22 protein-coding genes are annotated in these 22739 nt (G+C 63.8%); 11 read left to right on the plus strand and 11 right to left on the minus strand.

What is annotated here, in order from left to right:
* From BO1_RS54615 to BO1_RS39110, 8 genes are all read left to right on the plus strand, one after another.
* On the plus strand, positions 1-431 hold a 431-nt coding region (locus BO1_RS54615), incomplete at its 5' end, for an RHS repeat-associated core domain-containing protein (RefSeq protein WP_043288480.1).
* An 8-nt stretch (positions 432-439) separates the two neighbouring features.
* A complete protein-coding gene (locus BO1_RS59775) occupies positions 440-937 on the plus strand; it encodes a hypothetical protein (protein WP_156992648.1) in 498 nt (165 codons plus the stop codon).
* Positions 938-1233: 296 nt separating this feature from the next.
* Positions 1234-1665, plus strand: coding sequence for an RHS repeat-associated core domain-containing protein (locus BO1_RS58385; RefSeq protein ID WP_245644016.1), 432 nt, complete (start codon positions 1234-1236; stop codon positions 1663-1665).
* A gap of 9 nt (positions 1666-1674) precedes the next feature.
* Positions 1675-2055: a DUF6984 family protein gene (locus BO1_RS39085; RefSeq protein ID WP_156992650.1), complete on the plus strand. Its 381-nt coding sequence runs from the start codon at positions 1675-1677 to the stop codon at positions 2053-2055.
* A 451-nt stretch (positions 2056-2506) separates the two neighbouring features.
* Entirely contained in the window at positions 2507-3928 is a 1422-nt protein-coding gene (aldA, locus tag BO1_RS39095) for an aldehyde dehydrogenase (RefSeq protein WP_028222224.1), read from the plus strand.
* 132 nt (positions 3929-4060) lie between these two features.
* Positions 4061-5410: an MFS transporter gene (locus tag BO1_RS39100; protein WP_028222225.1), complete on the plus strand. Its 1350-nt coding sequence runs from the start codon at positions 4061-4063 to the stop codon at positions 5408-5410.
* 13 nt (positions 5411-5423) lie between these two features.
* On the plus strand, positions 5424-6641 hold the full coding sequence (locus tag BO1_RS39105) for a mandelate racemase/muconate lactonizing enzyme family protein (protein ID WP_028222226.1): 1218 nt from the start codon (positions 5424-5426) through the stop codon (positions 6639-6641).
* Positions 6642-6658: 17 nt separating this feature from the next.
* Positions 6659-8347, plus strand: a complete 1689-nt coding sequence (locus BO1_RS39110; protein ID WP_028222227.1) for a GMC family oxidoreductase — start codon at positions 6659-6661, stop codon at positions 8345-8347.
* Here the strand turns inward: BO1_RS39110 and BO1_RS39115 are convergent.
* The 5 genes from BO1_RS39115 to BO1_RS61530 form a co-directional block, all read right to left on the minus strand.
* Positions 8320-9198, minus strand: a complete 879-nt coding sequence (locus tag BO1_RS39115; RefSeq protein WP_028222228.1) for a LysR substrate-binding domain-containing protein — start codon at positions 9196-9198, stop codon at positions 8320-8322. The two genes, BO1_RS39110 and BO1_RS39115, sit on opposite strands and share 28 nt — an antisense overlap.
* 114 nt (positions 9199-9312) lie before the next feature.
* A complete protein-coding gene (locus BO1_RS54620; protein ID WP_043288482.1) occupies positions 9313-10476 on the minus strand; it encodes an MFS transporter in 1164 nt (387 codons plus the stop codon).
* A gap of 9 nt (positions 10477-10485) precedes the next feature.
* Entirely contained in the window at positions 10486-11310 is an 825-nt protein-coding gene (locus BO1_RS54625) for a quaternary amine ABC transporter ATP-binding protein (protein WP_052409771.1), read from the minus strand.
* A gap of 101 nt (positions 11311-11411) precedes the next feature.
* Positions 11412-12377, minus strand: a complete 966-nt coding sequence (locus BO1_RS61525; RefSeq protein ID WP_028222229.1) for an ABC transporter permease — start codon at positions 12375-12377, stop codon at positions 11412-11414.
* Between the two features lie 72 nt (positions 12378-12449).
* Complete coding sequence (locus tag BO1_RS61530; RefSeq protein ID WP_028222230.1) at positions 12450-13487, minus strand: ABC transporter substrate-binding protein; 1038 nt, start codon at positions 13485-13487, stop codon at positions 12450-12452.
* A 288-nt stretch (positions 13488-13775) separates the two neighbouring features.
* On the opposite strand from BO1_RS61530, the gene fae reads away from it, so the two are divergent.
* From fae to BO1_RS39150, 3 genes are read left to right on the plus strand one after another with little or no spacing between them, the layout of a single operon-like run.
* Entirely contained in the window at positions 13776-14297 is a 522-nt protein-coding gene (gene fae / locus BO1_RS39140; protein WP_028222231.1) for a formaldehyde-activating enzyme, read from the plus strand.
* A 29-nt stretch (positions 14298-14326) separates the two neighbouring features.
* The gene (locus tag BO1_RS39145; protein WP_028222232.1) at positions 14327-15346 is read left to right on the plus strand and encodes an aldo/keto reductase; all 1020 of its coding nucleotides are present in this window, start codon (positions 14327-14329) and stop codon (positions 15344-15346) included.
* Complete coding sequence (locus tag BO1_RS39150; protein WP_043288485.1) at positions 15343-16797, plus strand: NAD-dependent succinate-semialdehyde dehydrogenase; 1455 nt, start codon at positions 15343-15345, stop codon at positions 16795-16797. The genes BO1_RS39145 and BO1_RS39150 overlap by 4 nt, the downstream gene beginning before the upstream one ends.
* A gap of 15 nt (positions 16798-16812) precedes the next feature.
* On the opposite strand, the gene BO1_RS39155 is transcribed toward BO1_RS39150, so the two are convergent.
* The 6 genes from BO1_RS39155 to BO1_RS39180 form a co-directional block, all read right to left on the minus strand.
* Entirely contained in the window at positions 16813-17385 is a 573-nt protein-coding gene (locus BO1_RS39155) for a PIN domain-containing protein (RefSeq protein WP_028222234.1), read from the minus strand.
* Positions 17386-17844, minus strand: coding sequence for a helix-turn-helix domain-containing protein (locus tag BO1_RS39160; protein ID WP_028222235.1), 459 nt, complete (start codon positions 17842-17844; stop codon positions 17386-17388).
* Between the two features lie 98 nt (positions 17845-17942).
* The gene (locus tag BO1_RS54630) at positions 17943-18893 is read right to left on the minus strand and encodes a LysR substrate-binding domain-containing protein (protein ID WP_043288488.1); all 951 of its coding nucleotides are present in this window, start codon (positions 18891-18893) and stop codon (positions 17943-17945) included.
* A 94-nt stretch (positions 18894-18987) separates the two neighbouring features.
* Complete coding sequence (locus BO1_RS39170) at positions 18988-20118, minus strand: porin (RefSeq protein ID WP_028222236.1); 1131 nt, start codon at positions 20116-20118, stop codon at positions 18988-18990.
* A gap of 138 nt (positions 20119-20256) precedes the next feature.
* Entirely contained in the window at positions 20257-21297 is a 1041-nt protein-coding gene (locus BO1_RS39175; RefSeq protein WP_043288490.1) for an ABC transporter substrate-binding protein, read from the minus strand.
* 148 nt (positions 21298-21445) lie between these two features.
* Positions 21446-22576 (minus strand): mandelate racemase/muconate lactonizing enzyme family protein, encoded by a 1131-nt coding sequence (locus BO1_RS39180; RefSeq protein WP_028222238.1) that lies wholly within the window; start codon positions 22574-22576, stop codon positions 21446-21448.
* Between the last annotated feature and the right edge of the window lie 163 nt (positions 22577-22739).

Genomic DNA, 22739 nt, shown 5'->3' on the forward strand with positions numbered 1-22739 from the left:
CCACCCTTGGGAGGTTTTTGCAGACGGATCCGGTGGGGTATGCGGATGATCTGAACCTGTACGCGTACGTAAAGAACAACCCGGTCAATCTGACGGATCCGGGCGGGATGATTGCGTCCCAGTCGGGGAGCTTCGCGAATACGTCGTCGCCGGCTGCGGCGAATGTTGCGGCTCAGTCGTCAACGGGTGGGACAAAGCTCGAAGGTACTTCAATTAGCATGCCGGAGCTTGAGATTGGTGCTCCGATCCTCGTAGCCGGTGGCCAAGGCATGCCTAGGGATCATCTTAAGCAGAATGCCCAAACGAGGGCGGTTGCAGTGGCATTGAAGTTGACCGACGAGCAGGCAAGTGAGCTTCATCGATGGATTGGCGGCCAGCAGATGGGTTATCACGAAATCATGCAGGAAGCCAAGATGTTGTTTAATAAATAGGAGCGGCGGTGAACGAAATCGAAGAAATTTTCAAGGCGCTCATTGGCAAAACCGCTTGGGGGGTACAACAAACTCATGGTAGTTGTTTCTATATTGAGTTTGGCGATCCACGCCTCAAAACACTGGGTCCGCTAAATGTCAGTCGTGACGCACCGCTCGAGCAGATTCTTCGCACGCGTCGGCGACGTGCAATTCTGTACGGACAATGGAGTCTTTTGATTCAGGACTGCATATGGACATTGCGGACGTGGGAGATCACCATTACGCAAGAAACCGCTCCCGTTGATATGAAGGCTTCTTTTGATGCGCTGAGCGGTCAATATTTAGTATCAGTTTGCTATGACGAAGAAGCGAATTCGTGCACCTTCGAGTTTGATCTGGGGGCACGTTTGACCACTACTCCGGTGCGTACGTCCAATTCGGACTGGGTGCAATGGACATTGAATGATGTAGATGGCCGATATATCAGTCTATTGTCTAACGGCGACCTCAGGTGGAGTACGTAAAGTTGGGCGGTGACTGATTCGAATAACTCCAATACGGTGGTGTTAGGGCGCAGCGCGGAGTGTCGTTGTCACCATATGGAGTTATTCGAAAGCGTGCATGGTTACAGATAAAACGTCATAGTGTAGATTGACGTCATTGCGTGGGGAAACACTCGATGAAGTTCATCGGGTGTTTCTTATCGTGAGCGCAGTGGTCGTATTTAGTTGCCGCCGCACACGTCCCTGGGTTCTACGGGAAATGCTATACGGGGCAGCAGTATCTGGCGCCGCTCGGGCTAAATTATTACGAGGCGCGGATGTACTCGCAGGGCCTTGGGAGGTTCCTGCGGACGGATCCTGTTGGGTACGCAGACGATCTGAACCTGTACGCGTACGTAAAGAACAATCCGGTCAACCTGACGGATCCGAGCGGGATGATTGCGTCGGCGTCGGGGAACTTCGCGAGCAGCAGTTCGACGGCGGCTCCGTCCATTGCGGGGCAACCGGTTCAGTATGCGCCGATTGATACGAGTAAAAACACCTCAGTAGTGCTTGTCTCTGAAGTTGTTTGGGGGCATGGAGATCGTCATGTTTCTGATCCTGTCGCTGCTCGCGCAGAGATTTTGCAAAGTATGCTGCCGCTGCAAGATATTGGTGGGCCGTTTTGGGGCAAAACTGATAACTATCTCTATAGAGCGTATCCGTTACCCAACGGTGACGTGAACATTGGTACGTATTTCTACAAATAGGTGGATTTTATGTCGGACAAAAATTTTAGGCCCATGACCGTATTAGAGAAAAGTATCGTCTTGAAGCTGATTTCGGTGGTGGATGGTAACGAAAATTTAATAAAGCAGGTCGAGTCTGCTCATGTGAAAAGAATTGACGATTACGGTTCTCTTGAATTTGATGTTTTTGACGCGGTGCCCTATGCCAATGTCAGCGGGCCTATGGTAACCGGGCAGCAAGAAGACATCGACACCACTGCGATCTCAGGACCATATATTAATTTTATTCTTCTTCTAAAGGCGGGTTTGATATCCGAGCTTGATATTTACAAGGATGATGGGGAAAAGGTTGTGGCAATATACGATCCAGAAAAATTCTTTCTTAGTCGAGGACTTCCGCCTAACGGTTAGGAAACGCGCTGGACTAGTAGTCGACTGAGGGACCTTCAACTCTAGGTTCGAATAGCATAGCCGAAGGCCCGCTTGCGCGGCCCTTCGTTGTTTCGATCCGGCGACGGGCGTGATGCGGCACGCGGATGCCGGCTACGAGCTCGCGCAGCAGACGGCGCGTGAGGCTGGGCTCAAGCTGCCGATGCTGGGCAAGTAAGGGGTTTGCACGCACCGCTGGCGGGGCGGTGCGTGCAGCATGTGAGAAAGGCGCCGTGCGGCTTGAATGGCCGTGCGGCGCTTTTTTGTTGGGTAGACAGCGTGGACTACACGTTGCGCTTACGTCATCCGACAGCCCTTTCGCCAAGCATGCGTTTTCCGCATGCTCCCCTCGACAATTAATCGTTTGTGATGCCTTCACCACCTCGGGATACTGCCTCCATCCCCAGACGTGGCGACGAATCGGCATCACACCATGCGATCAGATTACAACTTCATTAACGGACAGTTTCTTGAAGCGGACGCGCAGCGCATCGCCGTCTACAACCCGGCGAGCGCCGAGCTGATCGGCCACGTGAGCGCGGCCAGCGCCGCCGACGCGATCCGCGCCGTCGAGGCCGCGAAGGATGCCCAGCGCGCCTGGCGCCGTCTGCCCGCCGCCGAGCGCGGTGCGATCCTGACCCGTTTCGCCGACGCCATCGACGCGCGCTCCCCGGTCATCGGCGCGGTACTCGCCGCGGAGTCCGGCAAGAGCGTCGCCGACGCCACCTCCGAAGCCCACTACGCCGCCGAGATCCTGCGCTACCACGCGCAATGGGCGCGGCGTATCGAGGGCGAGGTGATCCCGAGCGACAGCGCCAACGAAAATCTGATCCTGATGCGCGAGCCCATCGGCGTGGCCGCGTGCCTGATTCCGTTCAATTTCCCGATCTACACGCTGCTGCGCAAGATCGCGCCGGCGCTCATCACGGGCAACACCGTCGTGGCGCGTCCGAGCAACAACACGCCGTGCTCGGCGTTCGAAGTGGCGCGCGCCGCCCAGGATGCAGACCTGCCGCCGGGCATCTTCAACGTGCTGGCGATGGACCATGACACGGCCGCCGTGCTATGCACGCATCCGGGCGTGGGCATGATCACGCTCACGGGCAGCGTGGCGGCGGGCCGCAAGGTGCTCGAGTACTGCAAGGAAAACATCGCGAAGCCTTCGCTCGAGCTGGGCGGCAAGACCCCGGCGATCATCGAGGCCGATGCCGATCTCGAAGCCGCGGCCACGGCCATCGTGCGCTCCAAGACCACCCATTGCGGCCAGCTCTGCACGGCCATCGAGCGCGTCTACGTGCAGGAGTCCGTGCATGCGCGCTTCGTTGCGCTGCTGCGCGAGAAGATGAGCGCCGTGACCTTCGGCGACCGCTCGGTCGACCCCGCTCGCATGGGGCCGCTCGTCAACGCGCAGGCACGCGCCTCGGTCCACGCGATGGTCGAGCGCGCCGTGGCCGAAGGCGCCGTGATCGAGACGGGTGGCTATCTGCCGGAAGGCGCGGGCCACTTCTATCCGCCCACGCTGCTGAGCCACTGCCGCCAGGACATGGAGATCGTGCAGGAAGAGATCTTCGGGCCGGTGCTGCCGGTGCTCTCCTACGACACGCTCGACGACGCGCTTCGCATGGCCAACGATCACCAGTTCGGCCTTTCCTCGGTGCTCTATACGGAGCGCTATCGCTCGGCCATGTTGGTCGCGAACGAGATCGAGGCGGGCGAACTTTACGTGAACCGCACGCCCGCCGATCCGTATCAGGGCTTTCACGCCGGCTGGAAGCGCTCGGGTCTCGGCGGCGACGACGGCAAGCACGGCATGCTCGAATTCACGCAGACACGTCTCGTCGTCATGCCGTTTTGATGATTCGCTTTCCTGATTAATTGTACTGAAGGGCGTTCGCTGCAACGACCGCCCGCCTGAATAAACGCAGACCGCCAACCAGGGCCCCGCGCCGGGTGCCCAGGCCAGCGAGTCTGCGAAATGGAGACAGTCTTGCAGAAGTCCATCGCCAAGCCCACTGCGCCGGCAGGTTCGCCGCGCGCCGATATCTCATCGTTCGCACCCGCAACCGCGGGCTCGCCGCAGCGCTACGTGCAGTTGCTGCTGCTTGTGCTTGCCGCCGGCGGAATCTATCCGCTGCTCTATCTGCGTCAGGTCTATCAGACCACGATGCTCGATGTCCTGCACATCGACAACACGCAGCTGGGCTACCTCTATTCGGTGCTCGGCATCGTCTTCTTTGTCTCTTATCTGCCGAGCGGCTGGCTCGCCGACCGCGTCGCGCCGCGCCTCCTGATCTGCTTCTCGCTGATCGGCACCGGCGCGCTGGGCCTCTGGTATTCCACGGCGCCTTCGTTCAATGTACTGCTCGTGATCTTCTGCTGCTGGGGCCTCACAACGGGTCTCACGTTCTGGGCTTCGGTGCTCAAGCGCGTGCGCATGATCGCGGCGCCAAACGAGCAGGGCCGCTTTTTCGGGCTGCTCGACGGCGGGCGCGGGCTGGTCGAAGCGCTGCTCGCGACCGCGGCGCTCGCGCTGTTCGCCGCCGCCACGGGTTCGGGGCGCGGCGAGGCGGTTGGCCTGCGCCACGTGATTTATATGTATTCCTTCACGTGTATCGCGCTTGGCGCGGTGATGACCTTCTTCAAGGACCCGGCGCCCACGCGCGCCGCGGCCGGTCAGTCAGCCGATGCGGCCGATGCCGCCGCTGCGGACGCAGACGGTTCGCTCTGGCGCGATCTCAAGACGCTCGCGTCGATTCCGCAACTCTGGCTCATGGCGGCCGTCGTGTTCTGCGGATATCAAATCTTTTGGGCCACCTACAGCTTCTCCGCCTATCTCCAGCAAGGCGAGCTGCATATGAGCGTGGTGGCGGCCGGCATGGTGACCACGGCGAAGCTCTGGATGCGGCCGATCGGCGGCATCGGCGGCGGCTTTCTCGGCGACCGCTTCTCGAATCTGCGCGTGCTGATCTGGGCAATGTTCCTCGCGGTCGCGGGGCTGGTGGGCCTGATCGTGCTGCCGGCGCTGCGCAACATGGCGCTGCTCGGCGCCGTCGTGCTGTTCATCGGCCTCATGACTTACGCGATTCGCGGCCTCTACTGGACGCTGCTCGATTACTGCGCGATCCCCATGCGCATCACGGGGCTGGCGATCGGCCTCGTGTCGCTGGTCGGCTATTCGTCGGACATTTTCCTGCCGCTCGTGAACGGCTACTTCACGGAGCACTACGCGGGCCTGCCCGGTTACCAGTTCTACTTCGCCTACATCGCGGCTATCGGCGCGCTCGGCGGCATTGCCGCGCTCGTGCTCAAGCGCATGTCTCATTCCCACACTGTCTGAATCTGCCTGAACCATGAAAGTCGTCGCCATGCAAACGCATGTCGTCGCGGTGCCTCCTCCGCACCTCGGCGGCATGTACTGGATCTTCGTCACGCTGCAGACCGATTGCGGCATCGAGGGTGTCGGTGAAATCTATGCCGCCACCTTCCATCCCGACGTGATGGTGCCCGCCATCGAGGACGTGTTCACGCGCTATCTGCTCGATCACGATCCGCACCACGTCGAACGGTTGTTCCGCGAGACCTATTCGAGCGGCTTCACGCAGCGCCCCGACCTCACGATGATGGGCATCGTGAGCGGCCTCGAAATGGCGTGCTGGGACATCGTCGGCAAGGCGGCGGGCAAGCCGGTGTACGAGCTGCTCGGCGGCATGGTGAACGAGCGTCTTCGTTCGTACACCTATCTCTATCCGAAGAACGCGAAGGGCGAATACGATTACGATGATCCCGATCTCGCCGCCGAATGCGCCGCGCAAAACGTGAAGCGGGGTTTCACTGCGGTCAAGTTCGATCCGGCGGGCCCGTACACGGCCTACTCGGGGCATCAACTCTCGCTCGAAGTGCTCGACCGTTGCGAAACGTTCTGCCGCAAGGTGCGCGAAGCCGTGGGCAACAAGGCCGACCTGCTGTTCGGCACCCACGGGCAAATGGTGCCTTCGTCGGCCATCCGGCTGGCGCAGCGCCTCGAAAAGTACGACCCGCTCTGGTTCGAGGAGCCGGTGCCGCCGGGACAGGAAGAGGCCATCGCCAATGTCGCGAAGCACACGTCGATTCCGATTGCGACCGGCGAGCGCCTCACCACCAAGTACGAGTTCCACAAGCTGCTGCAAGCGGGCGGGGCGTCGATCCTGCAACTGAACGTCGCGCGCGTGGGCGGCCTGCTCGAGGCCAAGAAAATCGCCACGCTTGCCGAAGTGCATTACGCCCAGATCGCGCCGCACCTCTACAACGGGCCCATTGGCGCGGCGGCGAGCATCCAGATCGCGGCCTGCACGCCGAACTTCCTGATTCAGGAAAGCATCGGCACGTGGGACGGCTTCCACGCGCAGATCCTCAAGAAGCCGATCCAGTGGGAAGACGGCTACATCATTCCGTCGAAGGCGCCGGGTCTGGGCGTCGAACTCGACATGGACGTCGTGCGCGCGCACTCGCCGTACACGGGCAAGCGTCTGCATCTGCAGATGGCGAGCCAGCCGGCCGACGTGCGCGACACCTCGCCCGCACGCGGCTGATCCGTGGGAGCACAGAGATGAACTACGACTACATCATCGTCGGCGCCGGATCGGCGGGCTGCATTCTTGCCGAGCGGCTCTCGGCTTCGGGGCGCTATTCGGTGCTGCTGCTAGAGGCGGGCGGTTCCGACGATTCGTTCTGGTTCAAGATCCCCATCGGCTTCGCCAAGCTGTATTACAACGATAAGCACAACTGGATGTATTACAGCGAGCCGGAAGCCGAGCTGGCCGGGCGCCAGATCTACGCGCCGCGCGGCAAGGTGCAGGGCGGCTCGGGCTCGATCAACGCGATGATCTATGTGCGCGGCGCGCAGCGCGATTTCGACGACTGGGCCGCGGCGGGCAATCCGGGCTGGTCGTACCAGGATGTGCTGCCGTACTTCCGCAAGCTCGAATCGCATCCGCTCGGCGACACGAGGTGGCACGGCGCGAACGGCCCGGTACGCATCACGCCGATGAAGGACGGTGCGCATCCGATCTGCCAGACCTTCATCGAAGGCTGCACGCAGCTCGGCTACGAGCGCAACGACGACTTCAACGGCGAGCGCCTCGAAGGCGTGGGTATCTACGATGTCAACACGCGCGATGGCCAGCGCGCGTCGAGCAGCTTTGCTTATCTGCATCGCGCGGGGCATCGCCCGAATCTCAAGATCGAGCTTCATGCGCACACGTCGCGCGTGTTGTTCGATGTCGACGCGGAAACCGGGAACCGGCGCGCGACGGGTGTGGAGATCGTTCAGCAGGGTGCGAAGCGCACGTTCCATGCGAACCGCGAAGTGATCGTCGCGGCAGGCGCCGTCGATTCGCCCAAGCTGCTTCAGCTCTCAGGCGTGGGCCCGCGCGCGCTGCTCGCGAAGTATGGCATCGACGTGGTTCACGAGTTGCCGGCCGTGGGGCAGAACCTGCAGGACCATCTGTGCGTGAGCTTTTACTATCGCTCGCGCATGAAGACGCTCAACGACGCGTTCAGCAGTTGGACCAGCAAGCTCAAGTTCGGCCTGCAGTATCTCTTCAAGCGCACGGGGCCGTTCTCGATGAGCGTGAATCAGTCGGGCGGATTTTTCCGCACTGGTGCGAACGAAGCACACCCGAACATGCAGGTGTATTTCAATCCGCTTTCGTATCGGATTCCTAAATCGAATCGCGCGCAGCTCACGCCGGAGCCGTATTCGGGTTTTCTCGTCTGCTTCAATCCATGCCGGCCCACGAGCCGCGGCTCGATCGAGATCGCATCGGCGAATCTGGAAGACGCGCCGAAGATCCGCGGCAACTATCTCTCGACGCAGAAGGACCGCGACGAGGCCATCGCGGGTAGCCGTCTCGTGCGCAAGCTGATGACGGCACGGGCGCTGCAGGAAGTCACGGTGGAAGAGGTCACTCCCGCCGGCGAAGTGACCGACGACGCCAGCATGCTCAAGTTCTTCCGCGAGCAGAGCGGTTCGATCTATCACCTGTGCGGCAGCTGCGCGATGGGACCCGATCCGCGCACGGCCGTGGTCGACGTACGCTTGCGCGTGCACGGCATCGAGGCTTTGCGCGTGGTGGATGCGTCCATTTTCCCGAACATCACGTCCGGTAATACGAACGCGGCCACCATGATGGTCGCGGAAAAGGGCGCGGAGATGATCATCGAAGATGCGGAGCACGACATTGCCGCACGCCGTCTGGCGGCCAACGTTCAGCGCGCCGCGGCAATCTCTTCCTGAAGCCACTGCCGGAACAGCTGGAGCGGCCTGGAACCTTGCTGTTCGGGCCGCACCACGAACCAGTACGACTGGCGGCCGTCCACGTGGATGTCGCGCACCGGCGCGAGCCGCCCTTCGGCCAGCTCGCGCGCGATCATGTTGCGGTCGGCCATGGTCACGCCGAGCCCCTCTATCGCCGCCCGGATCGCATGATCGAGCAGATCGAATTCATAGCCGCCCGAGGTGTCCACATCTTCGATACGCGCGGCATCCAGCCAGTGCCGCCACGTGAGATAGCGCTGATTTTCGCCGGCTAGCACGTGCAGCAGCGTCTGCTTCGTGAGGTCGAGCGGGCCGTTCGCGAGCAGCGCGGGCGCGCAGACCGCAATGTGTGATTCGTGCATCAGCAGCGAGCTTTCGAGTCCCGCCCATTCGCCGTCGCCGAAGCGGATCGCGCAATCGAGCGCGGTGGAATCGGCGAGGCTGTCCTGCAAGTGTGTCGTGAGGCTCAATTCGAGCGTGGGATGCCGCGCGTGCAGTTTCGTCAGGCGCGGCACGAGCCAGCGGCTCGCAAAGGTGGGCGGCGCGTTCACGCGCAGGCGGTTCAGGTCGCTCTTCTGCTGGATCGTGCGCACGGTCAGCTCGATGCGGTCGAACGATTGCTGCAAGGTGCGCAGGAGCGTGCGGCCGGCGTCGGTCAGTTCGAGCCGGTGGTGGTGGCGTTCGAGCAGGGTTTCGCCAAGCTGCTCCTCGAGCTGGCGCACCTGGCGGCTCACGGCGCTCTGCGTCACGTTCAGCTGCTCGGCGGCGCGGGTGAAGCTGCCGCTCGTGCCTGCCGCCTCGAATGCCTTCAGCGCGTTCAGCGCCGGCATTTTTCGCTTCAAGGTCGTCTCCTCGTGGGCTCGCGCCATCTCGAAATGACGGGGCGCCAAAACGACGGAGTATACCGGCGCGCGAGGCGTACCGGCGCACCGGCGGTTCGCCATTCAGCGCCGCGAGCGTGAGAGCGCCGCGAGGCCGAGCGTGACGGCAAGTGCGAAGACGTAGAGCCCGCCGGGGCCGATGAACCGCATGAAGATCGACGCGATAGTCGGCCCGGCCGCGCCGCCCAGCGAGAAGACGAGCAGCAGCGTGGCGCTCGTCTGCACGCGGCGGGCTTGATCGACGTGGTCGTTCACATCGGAGACGATCACGCCATAGAGCGTGAAGGTGAGCGCGACATAGAGAAAGAGCAGGGCGTCCACCACCCACGGCGCGCGCATCACGATCAAAGCGGCCGCCGCGAGCGCGGCGACGAGCGAGACCGCGCCGAGCGTCGCGCGCCGCCCGAGATGGTCGGACAGCCGGCCCACGGGCCACTGCGAGAGCAGCGCGCCGATCAGCACGATGCCCATGACACGCGAAATGTCGCCGGCCGGAAAGCCGATGCGAGCGAGATAGACCGGCGTGAGCGCATAGAACGCGCTGGAAAGCAGCCCCGCGCCGATGCAGGCGGGAACGCTTCGGGGTGCCGCGCGGTGCAGCTCGCGCAGGCCGTCGAGCAGCAGCGTGGGGCGCTTGGGCGTGGCGAGCGGCGAGGCGTTCGCCATGGCGGCGATGGGCGGCGGTACCACTTGCTGCCAGTCGCCGATCAGCGCCACGGGTATCAGGCTGACCACGAAGAGGCCATTCACGAGCCCATGTTCGAGGTTGCTGCCGGGCGCGCTCACGCCGAGCAGGAACTGGCCGATGCTCACGCCGAGATAGGTGAGCACGAGATAGAACGCGAACGCGCGCCCACGCTGCCCGTTCGGCACGGCGCTGTTGACGCCGCTCTCGATCGACGTGAACACGCCGACCATGCTGAAGCCCGTCACGAGCCGCAGCACGGCCCAGATGTCGGGCGAGTCGAAGGAGAGGTAGCCGAGCGCCGCGAGGGCCGCGAGGGCGCCGAAGCCGATGAACGCGCGTTGCGACCCGATGCGCGCCACGAGCGGGCCGAGGCCGAGCGCGCCCACGATGAAGCCGACGTAATAGCAGGACTGCACAAGGCCGACGCCAAGCGCAGTGTGCTGCGCAGCCAGCATGCGCAGCGAAATCAGCGTGGTGAGCAGGCTATTGCCGCAAACGAGAATCGTGTAGCCGCCCAGCAGGCCTATGAGCGCCCGCATGCGCCGCGCTTAGTGGGTCACGTCGGTGCGGCGCTCCACGAAGCGGCGCACGTAGTCGTCGGCGGGTCGATGCAGGATGTCGTCGGGCGTGCCGCACTGGATCAGGCGGCCGTCGCGCAAGATCGCGATCTGGTTGCCGATGCGCAGCGCTTCGTCGAGATCGTGCGTGATGAACACGATGGTCTTCTTGAGCGTCTTCTGGAGTTCCAGCAACTGGTCCTGCATCTCCGCGCGGATCAGCGGATCGAGTGCCGAGAACGCCTCGTCCATCAGGATCACGTCGGTGTTCGCGGCCAGCGCGCGGGCGAGGCCCACGCGCTGGCGCATGCCACCCGAGAGCTCGTCGGGGTAGTGATCGGCGTAGCCGTCGAGTCCCACCTTGGCGAGCCATTCGCGCGCGCTCGCGTGCGCGGCGGCCTTCTTCTCGCCGCGCGTGACGAGCGCGTAGGCGGTGTTGTTGAGCACCGTCTGGTGCGGCAGCAGGCCGAAGCTCTGGAACACCATGCTCACGCCGTAGCGGCGCAGATGGCGCAGGCCGCTCTCGGAGAGCTTGAGCACGTCGTTGCCGTCGATCAGGATCTCGCCCACGGTGGGCTCGATCAGCCGGTTGAAGTGGCGCACGAGCGTGGATTTGCCCGAGCCCGAGAGCCCCATGATGACGAAGATCTGGCCCGAGCCGATCGACAGGCTCACGTCGTTCAGGCCGACGTTGCAGCGCGTCTTTTCGAGGACCTCGGCCTTGCTCGCGCCGCCGCGCAGCAACTCGAGCGCGCGCTGGCCCGCGTCGCGCGCGCCGAAAATCTTGTAGACGTGTTTGACTTCGATGCCGCTCATGTTCGTTACCTCATTGCGTGTTCGGAGTGCGCCGTCTCGTGCGTTTCTTGCATGATGCCAGCGCTAATGCATTCGCGTCCGTTGTGAGTCCTGGGTGGCCGCTATTTGGCCGGCTGGCTGCTCAGGTCGCCGGTTCCGGCCGCATCGGCGTCGCTGCTTTCCTGCTCGCGGGCGCGGCGAAACGGAATCCGCGAGGGCTGCTTCGACTTGCGCGCGAGGCCGCGCGTGCGGCGCCCCTGGCCGTAGCCCTGGCTGATGCGGTCGATCACGATGGCGAGGATCACGATGGCGATGCCGGCCTGCGTGCCCTTGCCGACGTCGAGCGTCTGGATGCCCGCAAGCACGTCTTCGCCGAGGCCGCGCGAGCCGATCATCGAGGCGATCACCACCATCGAAAGCGCCATCATCGTGGTCTGGTTGATGCCGGCCATGATGCTCGGGCGGGCGAGCGGCAGCTGCACGCCGAACAGCAATTGCGTGCGCGTGGTGCCGAACGCGCGCGCCGCTTCGACAATCTCGGCGTCCACGTGACGTATGCCGAGATCGGTCAGGCGGATCAGCGGCGGCAGCGCGTAGACGACCGTTGCGAGAATCGCGGGCACCTTGCCGAGGCCGAACAGCATCAGCACCGGAATCAGGTAGACGAAGCTCGGCAGCGTCTGCATCACGTCGAGCACGGGCAGCAGCACGCGGCGCAGCGTGCTGCTCGATGCCGCGAGGATGCCGATGGGCACGCCGAGGATCACCGAGATGAGCGTGGCGACCACCATCAGCGCGAAGGTCTGCATCAGCTTGTCCCACAGCCCGAAGCAGCCGATCAGCCAGAGCAGGGCCACGAACAGGAACGCCACGCCGATGCGGCGCGACGCGTGCCAGGCGAGCAGGCCCACGGCGGCGAGGATGACCAGCGGCGGCGTCGCGCGCAGCAGGCCTTCGAGCGGCACGAGCACGTAGCGCAGCATCAGGACGCTGAAGTTATGAAACGCGTCGCCGTGCTCCTGCACGAACGCGGTGACCTGATCGTTGACCCAGTCGGAAATCGACAGGTGAAGGAAGGGAGATCCCATGGTGAGCCTCATTCTGCGTATGACGGGGCGATGCCTTGCTGCATCGTTCGCTTCACGGTGCGGGCATGCCGCTTACGAGCGCAAGCCCGCTTGCACGCGCGCCGCGACGTCCGGCGTGACCCATTGCTTCCAGATTTCGGGGTGCTGCTCGAAGAAGCTGTGCGCGACGGTGGAGGCGTCGAGCTTCTTGTCATGCATCTGCTGCACCAGTTGCTCGTCGAGCGAGAGCGGCAGGCTCACCTTTTCGAAGAACGCCACGGCGCCGGGCTCGCTGTCGTAGAACGGCGTGGACACCGCGATCTTCAGGTGCGAGACCTTGAACGCCGAGGCGCACGGCGTGCCCTTCGGGTCGGTGATCGTGTTCCAGCAGGCGTCCGAGTAGGGCGCGCCTTGCAGCTGCACGAAGTGGTACTTCGCCATCAGGCCGGCCGGCTGCCAGTAGTAGAAGAGGATGGGCTTGCCGCGCTCGTAGGCCGAGGCGATGGCCGCGTCGAGTGCGCCGCCGGTGCCGGGGCGGAAATTCGTGTAGTCGTCGCCGAGCTTGTAGGCCTTGAGCAGCTGGTTATTGAAGCGTTCGCAGTCCCAGCCCGCGGGGCAGTTGTAGAAGCGGCCCTTGCCGGGTTCTTCGTCGTCGGCGAAGAGGGCCTTGTACTGCCCCAGTTGCGAGACCGAGCGCAATTGCGGCGCGAGGGGTTTGATACCGCGCTTCGGGTCGCCGTTGATGACGTAATCGGGCACGTACCAGCCTTCCTTGTCGCCGCCGGGGATCAGCTCGCCCACGAGCTTCACGTTGCCGTCCTTGAGCGCGCGCGCGACGATCGGGCTGCGGCCCGTCCAGTGCTCGGCCCATACCTGCAGGTCATTGCTCGAGAGCGCGGTCTCGGTGGCGGCCGTGGCGCCCGGCACGACCTCGGTCTTGCAGCCGTAGCCCTTTTCGAGCACCGTGCGGACCATTTCGGTCATCAGGGCGCCGCTTTCCCAGGTGATCTGCGCGAGCTTCACGGTCTTGCCGGACTCGCACCAGCCGGGCGCCGCGAAGCTGCTCGTGGCAGCGCCTGCCAGCGCAAGCGCGGCCGCAAGATGCACGCTGGAACGCGTGATACGTTTCATGTCGTCTCCTCCGTTCAGGAAGTCATGTATGTGCCTCTGCGCGGGAGCGCGGGCCATATTTTTGATCGATGCGAACAGAGTCTACCGGCCGCGTTTTGGCTTGCGAAGCCACGATTAGTCATCGAAGCATTACCTGATCTCATGGCAATGAATCCGCGTCATGCCCCCATGAGATTTCATAGCTTTTGGGCGCGTTTCGCGTGTGCTGCAATTCGTCTCGACGCGCAGGCCGCATCGACAAAGCATGCTGCGCTGCGGCACACAACGAAACTGGAGACGGAGTCAGCCATGAAAGCCTTGGAAGTCTATATCGGTGAGGGTTTTGCAGGACCAGGCGTCAACGCCGCCCATATCAACATCATGATCGGCCCGCGCAGCGGCCCGGTGGGGCAGGCGTTCACGAACAGCCTCTCGTCGCCTTCGCAGGGCCATGTGCCCTTCATGGTGGTGGCGCAGCCCAACGTGCCGGTCAAGCCTGCCACGCTCTACGTGAACAAAGCCGATATCCGCGGCGACCTGCACGGCAATGCCACCTGGGGCGCATCCCAGGCGGCCATCGCGAAGGCCGTGACCGAGGCGATGCTCGACGGCACGCTGCCGCCCGAGGCCGAGAACGAATGGTGCATCGTCACCGCGAACTGGGTGAACTGGTCGTGCGACGACCTCGACGCTGTCTACGAGAACAACTACACGGCCTGCAAGACCGCGATCCGCGCCGCGATGAACGGGCTCCCGAAGCTCGACGACGTCGCGAAGATCAAAGACCAGATCAGCAATCCGTTCTACACGCCCAAGGCCCGCGCGGCCTGAGCCACGACTACCGTTATCAGGTGACTACGATGCAATACGTGCAACTCGGCCGCTCGGGCCTGAAGGTGTCGCGCCTGTGCCTCGGCACGATGAACATGGGCACGCCCGACTGGAAGCCGTGGATCTACAACGAAGAGCAGAGCGAGCCGATCGTGCGCCGCGCGCTCGAAGCGGGCGTGAATTTCATCGACCTCGCGGATTTTTATTCGACCGGCGTGGGCGAGGAAGTGGTGGGGCGCATCGTGCGGCGCATTGCGAAGCGCGACGAGCTCGTGCTCACGACCAAGGTGGGCTATCCGATCGGCAACGGCGTCAATAACCAGGGCCATTCGCGCAAGCACATCATGGATGGCATCGACGGCTCGCTGCGGCGCCTGCAGACCGACTATGTCGACGTCTACATGCTCCACTACTTCGACGTGAATACGCCCGTCGAGGAAACCATGGACGCGCTCAACGACATCGTGCGTGCGGGCAAGGCGCGCTATATCGGCGTCTCGACCATGTTCACGTGGCAGTTCGCGAAGATCCTGCAGGCGTGCGAGCGCTACAACTTCGCACGCCCGATCAATATGCAGCTGCAACTGAACTGCGCGTACCGCGAGGAAGAGCGCGAGATGATTCCGTTCTGCCAGGATCAGGGCATTGGCGTCTCGGTGTTCAGCCCGCTCGCGCGTGGCCTGCTCTCGGGCGACGCGAAGTCGGTGCGCAACCAGACCGACTTCTTCACCGTGCAGATGTACGACGACGAAGCTTCGCGCGAGATCGCGCGCTCGGTGGCCGAAGTCGCCGATGCACGCGGTGTCTCGTGCGCGCAGATCGCGCAGGCCTGGGTGCTGAACCGCCCGGGTGTGTCGTCGATGCTGGTGGGCGCCGACACGGTCGCGCAGTTCGATAGCGCGCTCGCGGCGCTCGATACGCAACTCGATGCCGATGAGCTGTACGAGCTCGACCGCAACTACACGCCGTGCGATGTGATCAACGATTACGTAACGGCGCGCATTCCACGCGTGCCGCGCGCGGCGCGTCGTCTGGAGATCGCGGCATGATCGGCGGCCTCAAGGAAACGCGCCTGTGGCGCAATTCGAGCTTCATCGACGGCGAATGGGTCGCGAGCGATGCGACCTACACCGTGTTCGACCCGGCCAGCGGCGCGGCGCTGGCGGAAGTCGCGCGCGCCGGCGCGCGCGAAACGCTGCAGGCCGTGGCCGCCGCGACTCAGGCGTTTCCGGCGTGGCGCGACGCTACGGCCGCCGAGCGCGGCGCGAAGGTGCGCCGCTGGGGCGAGCTGATGCTCGAACATCGCGAGGATCTGGCGCGCGTCATGACCGCGGAGCAGGGCAAGCCGTATGCGGAGGCGCTCGGCGAAGTGGCCTACGCGGCGAGCTTCCTTACGTGGTTTGCGGAAGAAGCACGGCGCGCGTACGGCGACGTGATTCCCGCGCCGAAGAAGGGTTCGCGCATCGTCGTGACGAAGGAGCCGGTGGGCGTGGTGGGCGCGATCACGCCTTGGAACTTCCCGCTCGCGATGGTCACGCGCAAGGCGGGCCCGGCGCTGGCGGCGGGTTGCACGATGGTGCTAAAGCCGTCCGAGGAAACACCGCTTAGCGCGCTCGCGCTGGCGGTGCTGGCCGAGGAGGCTGGCATCCCGCGCGGCGTGTTCAACGTGGTGTCCGGCGATGCGCCGGCGATCGGCGACACGCTGATGGCGTCGAAGGCCGTGCGCAAGATTTCGTTCACGGGATCGACGCGCGTGGGCAAGCTGCTCATGCGCGCCGCCGCGGATAGCGTGAAGAAGGTTTCGCTCGAGCTGGGCGGCAACGCGCCGTTCATCGTGTTCGACGACGCCGAGCTCGAGGCCGCCGTGGAAGGCGCGATGGCCTCGAAGTTCCGCAACACCGGGCAGACCTGCGTGTGCGTGAACCGCTTCTACGTGCAGTCGGGCGTGCACGACGCATTCGTCGATAAACTCGTGACCTCGGTGCGCAAGCTGCAGGTTGCAAACGGCATGGAGCCGGGCGCGACGCAAGGGCCGCTCATCAACGGTCCAGCGTTGCGCAAGGTCGAGGCGCACGTGAGCGATGCGCGCGAGAAGGGTGGCGTGGTCGTATGCGGCGGCAGGCGGCATGCGCTTGGCGGGACGTTCTATGAGCCGACCGTCATCACAGGCGCGCACGGCGGCATGATGCTCGCGAACGAAGAGACCTTTGGACCCGTGGCGGCGGTGTTCCGCTTCGACACCGAAGAAGAGGCGATTCAGGCAGCGAACGATACCGACTTCGGGCTTTCCGCGTATTTCTATGCGCGCGACATCGGCCGCGTATGGCGCGTTGCGGGGGCGCTCGAGAGCGGCATGGTCGGCATCAACGAAGGGATCATCTCGACCGAGGTCGCGCCATTCGGCGGCGTGAAGGAGTCGGGGCTCGGGCGTGAAGGTTCGAAGTACGGACTCGATGAGTACCTCGAAACGAAGTACCTGATGATGGGCGGGTTGGGCTGATCCTGGCGGCGGATTTCAGATCGCGGCCGCGTACGGCCTGACAATCGCAATAGTTTGCGTCAGGCCGTGCGCCGCGAGGGTATCGAGGTAGGCATCGGCTGATTTCGGCGGTTTGCGCAGCGAGCGGCGATGGTCCGCCATCGCTCTCAAGACCAGCAATTGATTCAGCCCGAACTGGCCGACGACGAAATCGTCAGGATGCTGCGCCTCAATCTCGAATTTGCTGAGGATGCCGGCAGGAAAGTCTCTGAGATTGAGCGTGACGATGGTCGAAGCGTGGCAGTGAATCGCCGCGGCTACGACGTGGGCGTCGTTGGGATCGGGTAGATCGACCGCCGGTATCAGGTGCTCGTACCGCGACACTTTCGCGTCGCGTACGTGCCTGTCCATCAGGTCGCGGGTGCGATAGATCAGATCGGGATCGAGATCGGGGCGGTCCGCAATCAGGTTGCGCGTCCATTCATCATGGATGGCATCGGTCCACCGGGCTCGGTACAGGTCGATGAGCGCCAGACGCATGAACAGGTTGCGCAACGCAGCCGGATAGAGAATGCACGCGTCATAGACCACCGTGAAGCTCGATGCCATTTACTCCAATCCCATGTCCTGATGGAGCGCCGAAAGTTCATCCAGGGCCGCACGACGGTCGGCATCGACGCGATGCTTGTAAGCGAGTACGTCGTCGTAGCGGATGCGCCGGTGCGTATTGACCTTCCGGTAGGGGATTTCGCCCTTGTCGAGTAGCTGGATCAAATACGGGCGCGAAACATTGAGAACGTCCGCCGCTTCTTGTGACGTCAGTTCCGCATGGATTGGAATGAGCGATACCGCGTTGCCTTGTCCGATCTCCGCGAGCGCCTCGACCATCAGCCGGACGAACGACGTTGGCAGCGTGACGGTGCGCGTCTCGCCCCTGTCGTCCTTGAAGTCGAACTGCTGAGTTTCGGCACGGCTCGACAGCACGACCGACAGATCCCGTCCCGACGCGCGGGCGAGTTCGGCCTCCTGCTCGGACGGGAGCGGCGTAGGGTGCATCGTGGTGTTCATAAGGGACTCCTGGCTCAATACCGCGATTCTAAATCGAAATATTCGAAATCGCAATAATCGAAACGTCGCGCCAGGTACGGTGTGTCAAGCGAGGCGCTTTATTGCGTGGGCGCGATGAGCGCAGGGCGGCTTGTCGCGTCAGCGGCACCCACCGCGTGATGCTCGACCAGCCAACTGCTGAAATTGCGCACGCGCAGCGTCTCCTGCACTTCGGGCCGCACGTCGAGCCAATAGCCCGCAGGCCCATCCACTTCGATTGCGCTGAGCTGCACGAGCGTGCCGTTCGCCAGTTCCTGTTCGATCATGTGCCGGTCCGCGACGGCAATGCCGAGTCCGGCCACCGTCGCATGAATGACCTGATCGAGCGTGCTGAACTCCATCTCGCCGCGCGGCGCCATTTCCACGTCGAGCTTCGCCGCTTCGAGCCACGCTTCCCACACGAGCAGCCGGCGGTCGATATCGAGGATATAGAGCCAGGGATGCTGCGCGAGGATGGCGCGCAACGCGTCCGGGTCCGCCGGCGGTCCGTCGAAGTCGCGCGCCGAGCCCACGAGCACGTGCCGCTCGCGCATGAGCAGCGTGCTCTGTCCGCCAGGCAGCGGCTCCATGCCGAAACGGATCTGGCAATCCTCGTTGCGTTCACTGCCGTGCAGCGGCCCGTATTCGTTCGTGATGGAGAGGCGCAGCTCGGGATGGCGCGCCTGAAAGTCTCGCAGACGTGGCGTGAGCCAGCGCGTGGCGAGCGTGGGCGCGGCGTTCAGGGTCAGGAGGCTGTTCGACGGATCGGCGCGGATGGTGTCCAGCGTGTGGGCGATGCTGTCGAACGCGGCTTGCAGCGTGGGCAGCAGGCGCTTGCCCGCGGCAGTGATTTCCAGCCGGTGATGATGCCGCATGAAGAGCGGCGTGCCGAGATAGTCTTCGAGCAGGCGAATCTGCCGGCTGATCGCGCCTTGCGTGACGTGCAGATTCTGCGCCGCCTTCGTGAAGCTGAGGGTGCGACTGGCTTCTTCGAATGAGCGCAGTGCAGAAAGAGAGGGAAGGCGGCGCATGCTGCAACCTCGTGATGCGAAAAGGTGGCGCCGGCCTGCGCCGGCGCCATACTGAACGACAATGAGCGTACGCCAATGCGCGTACGACCGTGAGTTAGAACACGTGCGTGATGCCCACGCGGCTGATGACCTGATTCTGCGTGCTGGACGGGTTGAAGCCCGTGATCTGCGCGTTTTCAGCCGATCCCGCAGCATGCTGATACGAACCCATTGCGTAGACCGACGTGCGCTTCGAGAGTGCGTATTGCGTGATCAGGTTGAACTGATGATACTTCGGCGATTCGTCGGTTGCGTGGTCGAGGCCGTCCGTGAAGGTATAGCCCGCGCCCACCGTGAAGGCCGGCGTGATCGCATAGGTGCCGGAGACTTCATAGTTCTGGAAGTGCAGGTCGTGGCTGCCGGTGCCGGACGAGAAGTCCACGTTCGTGTAGTTGAACATCATCTTCAGGCTGCCGAGCGCATACGATGCGCCGGCCGACAAGATGCCCTGATAGCGCGCATTGGCAAGCGCATTGCCGTAGACGGCGTTCACGAAGCTGCCGCCGCTGCCATAGCCGGCCACCGCCGTGATCGGATCGTTCACGCGCAGGTAGCCCACGCCGGCGCTGAACGAGCCGAGCGTGTAGGCCGCCGCCGCGCTGTACGAGGCATTGTTCGAGAACTGGCCGGCCTGGCCGCCGAACGAGTAGTGGCCCTCGAACTGGAAGCCGGCGAACACCGGGCTCACGTATTTGACGGCGTTGTTGACCGAGAACCCGTTGTCCATGTTGTCCATGTCGTTCGGGTGTGCGAAGTACCAGCCGCCATAGTTGCCGTTGAGCGAGTACGGCTCGATCAGGTCGACGGTGGCGTCCCACTGCTTGCCGAACGTGATCTGGCCATACTGCTCCGACTTGAAGCCCACGTAGGCGTTGCGCGAGAAGCCTGCGCCGCCGCCGCCCGTTGCGGCGTTGAAGCCGTCTTCGAGGCGGAAGATCGCCGAAAGGCCGCCGCCCAGGTCTTCGCTGCCGCGCAGGCCCCAGCGGCTGCCGGCCGGCACGCCGCTTTGCATCTGGAACAGGTGGCCGCCGCTGCCCGGCACGAGATTGCCGTTCGCGCCGTTGACCACGTTATTGGCATAGTCGATACCGAGGTCGACGATACCGTATAGCGTCACGCTGCTTTGCGCGTGAGCGCCCGCCGCGGCGAGCGCGAGCGGCAGCGCCGCGAGAAGTTTCTTCTTCACTCAGAGTCTCCTTTGGTGGGAGCCGCAAGGCGCAGCTCCGCTTTCTGGTTTGCCGGCTTGTAAGCCTGGGATGCCTGCTGATTTCGCCGCCGCGTTGCCATTCGATCTGCCGATTGATTGGGCGGCTGATATTGCGCGTTACGCGCCAAGCGACTTCTGTACCTTCGCCGCGACCTCTGCCGGCACCCACGTCTTCCACATCTCCGGGTGCTCCTTGAGGAACTTGAGCGCTTCGGCCTGCGCGTCGACCTTATGCTCGGTCATGTCGAGAATCGTCGTGTTGAGGAAGTCGATGGGGAAGCTCACCTTCGAGAAAAACGCCATCACGTCGGGCTCGGCCTGGTAGAAGGGCGTGGAAACGCCGATCTTCAGATGCGAAACCAGGTACGACGACGCGCACGGCTGCGTGCTGTTGGGGTCGCGCAACGTCTTCCAGCAGGCTTCGTTGAACGGCGGCATCTTGAGTTGTACAAACTTGTACTTCGCCATCAGCGCGGCCGGCTCCCAGTAGTAGGTGAGAATCGGCTTGCCGCGCGCATACGCCGACGAAATGGCCGCGTCGAGCGCCGCGCCCGTGCCGGGGCGGAAATTCGTATAGGTGTCGTCGAGCTTGAGCAGCTTCAGGAGGCGCGTGTTCACGCGCTCGCAGTCCCAGCCCGAGGGGCAGTTCAGGAAGCGGCCGCGGTCCGGTTCCTCGTCGTCGGTGAAGAGCGCCTTGTATTTGGGCAGATCGCTCACCGACTGGAGATCGGGCGCGCTCGCCTTGATGCCGCGCTTCGCGTCGCCGTGCACGACGTAGTCGGGCACGTACCAGCCTTCCTTGGTGCCGCCCGGCAGCGTGTCGCCCACGAGCGTCACCGTGCCCGCTTTCACTGCGCCCGCGATGATCTCCGAGCGGCCCGTCCACTGCTCGGACCACACCTGCAGGTCGTTGCGCGAAAGCGCCGTTTCCGTGGCCGCCGTACTGCCGGGAACCGTATCGGTCTGGCAGCCATAGCCGTTCTTGACGATATAGCGCAGTACTTCGCTCGTGAAGTTGCCGCTTTCCCAGGTGATGCCGGCAAAGCGCACCGGCTTGCCCTGGCTGCACCAGGTGCCGGCCGCATGCGCCGGCAACGCGGCCACAGCGAGCGGGGCGGCGATGCAGGCCGCGCGAATCAGGGTTGTGATCGATTTCATTGCCTGTCTCCTTGTAATTGGAATGCTTCGGAATACTTGTCAATGCGTCGCTGAGATTCAGCGCTATCCCGTTGCCGGGACGAAAGCCGCCTGCGCGTGATGCGATGGGCGCGGCGCGCCGGATTGCTTCGGTTTGCCTGCGTGCGCCTCAGTCGTAGCGGCTGTCGCTTGCGAGTGTGGCGGCCAGTACGGCTTCATTCAGTTCGATGCCGAGCCCGGGCGCCGTGCCAAGCGCGATCCAGCCCTGCGCGTCGGGCTCGATGGCGCGCGTGAGCGGGAAGTCGCGCCGCGCAGGCGTCCATTCGGGTGGGTCGTAGGGAAACTCGACGAAGGGCGCGTTCGCGGCACCCGCCACCACATGCAGATTCGCGGCAAGGCCGATGCCATTGCCCCACGTATGCGGCGTGAACACCTTGCCGTGGGCCTCGATCTGCGCGGCGAGGCGCCGTGCGCCTTCCATGCCGAGCGTGCAGACGACATCGGGTTGATAGACATCCAGGCAATCGTGTGCGAGCAGCGTCGCGAATTCGTGCGCTTCGCGCGTCATCTCGCCCCCCGCGATGCGCACGTCGGTCTGCTTGCGCAGCCACGCGTGACCCGCGTAGTCGCCGCGATGCAGCGGTTCCTCGACCCAGTACACGCGATGGCGCTCGATCTGACGAATGACGGCGAGCGCCTGCTCCGCGTGCCAGGGGGCCTGGGTGTCCCAGGGCATGCGCCAGCCCTGATTGCAGTCCACCATCAGCTCGATGTGCTCGCCCGCCGCTTCGCGCACGGCGGCGAGCGCGGCGAGATCGTCGGCGAGGCTCGCGCGCCCGAAGCGCACCTTGAGCGCCGGAAAGCCGCGCGCGACCGCGTGCTCGGCCCAGCGCCCCATGCCGTCGAGCGAGCGGTGCACGCCCGAGGACGCATACGCACGCACCCGGCTCGAGCGCGCGCCCGCCATCTGCCAGCACGGCTGGCCGAGAATCTTGCCGGCCAGGTCCCAGAGCGCGACGTCGAGTGGCCACAGGCGGCCCGCATGGAAGCTGAGGTTGTCGAGCACGGCGGCGTGTCGCACGAGATCGAGCGGATCGGTGCCGATGAAGAGATCGCGATAGTCGTCGAAGCCGTACATGGCGTCGCCGGAGCCGATGCCGATGCGGCCTTCGGTGTCCTCGACGCGCACGATCGTTGCGGGAAAGGCGCGGCGCGGCCGGCTGTCCCACGAGGCCGGGAAGGGCGGGTCGAGCGGCAAACGGTGCTGGCTGACCGTGATGCGGGCGATGCGATTTGTCATGGCTTTTAAGTCGCCGTCCGTGCACGCATGAGCGAGTGGCGCGGGCGGCGATTGTCTCCTTGGCCGATCGAGGCGTTACGGCATCCTAGAGGGTCAATTAGTGGCACTCAATGAAGTCAATTGAAGTAAATGACAGCATTCAATTCCGCGAATTGGGCGCGAT

It is taken from the genome of Paraburkholderia oxyphila NBRC 105797, assembly GCF_000685075.1.
GTDB classification, from domain to species: Bacteria; Pseudomonadota; Gammaproteobacteria; order Burkholderiales; family Burkholderiaceae; genus Paraburkholderia; species Paraburkholderia oxyphila.